Below are 2,886 nucleotides of genomic sequence, written 5' to 3'. Positions count from 1 at the left end.
GTTCCGTAAGTAATATCGCGATGAACTCCGGCTGAATGTTGCATTCAGCGCCGCTTCAAGGCGACTTTTCTAAAACGGGCTTACTCGAAGCAAGCGAAGCGAACCGTCCACGACGACGGCGCTCCGCAAACCAAACGGAGTAAGCACCATGACCCTCAAGACCCTTCTCATCGTCAGCGCGGCCGCGATCACCATCACGGCTGCGGCACCCGCCCATGCCGGCTCCTACCTTTCCCTGCAGCAATATGGCTGGGGCAACAGCTTCGGCAGCGCTCAGACCGGCCACAGGAACCGCCTGACCGTTTATCAGGACGCGCCCGCAACGATGCGATCGGCACGCAAGCCGGCAAGCGCAACCGCGTGGTCATCGGCCAGGACGGCCGCCGGAATGGCGCCAATGCCAGCCAGTACGGCCGCGGCAACATCGCCGGTATCGCCCAGTTCGGCCGCGGTCACACGGCGATCACGAGCCAAGACGGCCATGGCAACGCCGTCGGCGTGATCCAGGCCGGACGCGGCAACCACGCCAACGTGACCCAGATCGGACGCGGCAACGTGTCGGTCATCGTCCAAGACTAACTCGGGAAAGAAAGGACTTCAGTCATGTCACGCATCCTGATGACATCGCTTGCCGCGCTGCTGCCCCTCGGATTCGCCTGGGGCGCAGCGGCGGGCGGCGAGCCCCAAGGCGCTTATTCACAGGGCCCCTCTTGCGATATTCGCGTCGTGCGCGAGGGCGGCGGTCTCGTGCTCGAAGGTCTGGTCTTCGCGCCCATGCCGGCCGCAGGCTCCTACGAGCTCAAGATCTCGCAAGGTGGCCATGCCGGCCAGTCGAGCATCCGCCAAGGCGGCGACTTCGAAGCCGGCCCCGGCGCGGACGCATCGCTCGGCGTCGTTTCCCTGTCCGATCAGGGCGGTTACGCGGCCACGCTGATCGTGCATTGGCACGACGGCGCGCCGGACTGCACGCGCCATGTCGGCACCGGACGCACGCTTTAACCTCACACGCGCATGCCAGGAGACATCATCATGATCACGACCACACTCAAGGCCGGCCTTGTTGCCGCGGCCCTCGTCATCGCCGTAAGCACTCCGGTTTCCGCCGGCAGCTTCACCTTCTCGCTGACGCCCCGCGGCGACAGCGCCGATCTCATTCGCAGCGGGCTGCAGATCTACGGCATGGTCAACGAGGTCCAGGGCAAGAACCACGCAAAGGTGAAGCAGAAGGGGCGGAACAACGCCGCGGCCGTCAAACAGAAAGGCGCGGGCAATTACGGTCTCGTCTATCAGAACGGGAACGCGCACCGGGCCACGCTCGATCAGGGCGGCCGCAACAATGCCCTTGGCGTCTTCCAGTTCGGACGCGCGACGAATGCCGAGGTCGTGCAGAGAGGCCGCGGCGATGTCGGTCTCGTGTTCCAGGGCGGCTGGTAAGGCCGCTGGTAAGAAGGCTAGAGCAGCGGCACCGCGTAGTTCACGATCGCCCGGAACTGGTCGAGGTCGTCGCTGGGGAGGGTCGGATTGTCGAAGACCTGCCAGTCGATATATTCGACCTCCACGCGAAGCCCCTGGAGCTTGCCGCGATGGGGCTCGTAGACGAAGCGGAGATCGAGCTCCTCCTGGTCGGCGAAGCCTCCATTGGTGGCGAGGTCCGGCGTGCCGCTGCCCTTGCCCCAGGCGGCTTCGAGCCTCACCCCTTCGAGGCCGAGCCGCTCCAAATCGTAGGATAGCCTGACGAGATAGGCCTGCACGTCGGCCTGATCAAAATTGGTCACGACCAGCGCCGTGTACGATGTGCTGTAGCCGAACGGCTTTTGAATGTCCGCCGCGTCGCCGGTCTTCGACATCGCGCCGGTCAGCACGAGGCCTCGATAGCTCGTCACTATCCGCGCCGAAGCCTGATAGGTCTCGTAAGGGGCACCCGCGATCAGATCCGCGCCGACGGTCCGCTGATCGAGAATGTTGACGCCGGCCCGGACGCTCGGCCCATCGTCGTCGTTGCCGAACGGCAGGAGGTAATCGATCTCGCCATAGGCGGTGTTGAGCGAATCCTTGATCCAATAATTGGAGGCGCCAATGTTCCAGCCGTTGGCGCTGTAGCTGGCGCCCGTGATCAGGACGCCTTCGTCGCTCTCCGCGATGCCGAGCCCTTCGCTGAACGAGATGAAGCCGCCCTGATCCCACGGTTTGTAGCGCGTGAGATAGGAGGCCATGTAGTCGAGACCCGAGCGCCGGTGCTCGGGGGCGAGAACGACGCCCTCGAAAGCCAGAGGGATCATCCTGATGTCGTAGGGATTGATATAGGGCGTGCGCACGAGCTGCCGCCCTGCCGTGATCTCCTGACCTGCCAGGTTGAGACGTCCGTTGATCTGCCCGAGCGTCGTGATTTGATCGCCGTCCGCCGCGAGGTTCTCCGTCTCGCCGGCAAAGGATTCGCATAGAGAGGCTGCGTCGTGTAGAGCACGCCGCGGAGTTGGAAAACGTCGGCGAGATAGCCCGACTGATACGCGAGCGAGCCGCCGGTGGTGAACGCCTCCGGCCTGTTGAAGCCGAACTGGTCCTCGGCGACTCGTATGTCCGGCTGTTGGCGTGCAGCTCCGTATCGCGAAAGAAGGCAGGCGCGTTCGGCATGCGTTGGCGCCTGACCTCCTTGAGCCGTTCGTCGCGATCATCGACGTAGGGCTTTGGTCCGCGCAAATCGGCGCGCGGCTCGATCGGAACCTCGAAGCCTCGCCGATGGGGCTGTAGGCCCCCTTGGCGCTGGAGGGGATCGGATAGTCGGTGGCGCCCTGAGCCAGGGCACGCGGCGAAAGCCACGCGGCGGACAGAACGAGAGCCAGAGCGGCGCAAACGGCCCTGCCCTTCGTCAACCCGCCACTTCTCTCC

4 protein-coding genes are annotated in these 2,886 nt (G+C 64.5%); 3 read left to right on the top strand and 1 reads right to left on the bottom strand.

The window, feature by feature from the left end; translation table 11 throughout:
* Positions 1-360: 360 nt before the first annotated feature.
* From AUC71_RS21620 to AUC71_RS16925, 3 genes are read left to right on the top strand one after another with little or no spacing between them, the layout of a single operon-like run.
* Positions 361-579: a hypothetical protein gene (locus AUC71_RS21620; RefSeq protein ID WP_158007911.1), complete on the top strand. Its 219-nt coding sequence runs from the start codon at positions 361-363 to the stop codon at positions 577-579.
* A 24-nt stretch (positions 580-603) separates the two neighbouring features.
* Complete coding sequence (gene csgH, locus AUC71_RS16930; protein WP_069625203.1) at positions 604-999, top strand: curli-like amyloid fiber formation chaperone CsgH; 396 nt, start codon at positions 604-606, stop codon at positions 997-999.
* Positions 1,000-1,029: 30 nt separating this feature from the next.
* Positions 1,030-1,434: a curlin gene (locus AUC71_RS16925; RefSeq protein WP_158007910.1), complete on the top strand. Its 405-nt coding sequence runs from the start codon at positions 1,030-1,032 to the stop codon at positions 1,432-1,434.
* Between the two features lie 17 nt (positions 1,435-1,451).
* On the opposite strand, the gene AUC71_RS18285 is transcribed toward AUC71_RS16925, so the two are convergent.
* The gene (locus AUC71_RS18285; protein WP_244501025.1) at positions 1,452-2,672 is read right to left on the bottom strand and encodes an OprD family outer membrane porin; all 1,221 of its coding nucleotides are present in this window, start codon (positions 2,670-2,672) and stop codon (positions 1,452-1,454) included.
* Positions 2,673-2,886: the final 214 nt, after the last annotated feature.

This window comes from Methyloceanibacter marginalis (genome assembly GCF_001723295.1).
Lineage (GTDB): Bacteria > Pseudomonadota > Alphaproteobacteria > Rhizobiales > Methyloligellaceae > Methyloceanibacter > Methyloceanibacter marginalis.
Note: the sequence above shows the minus strand (reverse complement) of the source record. Positions and strands in the feature narration are given on the sequence as shown.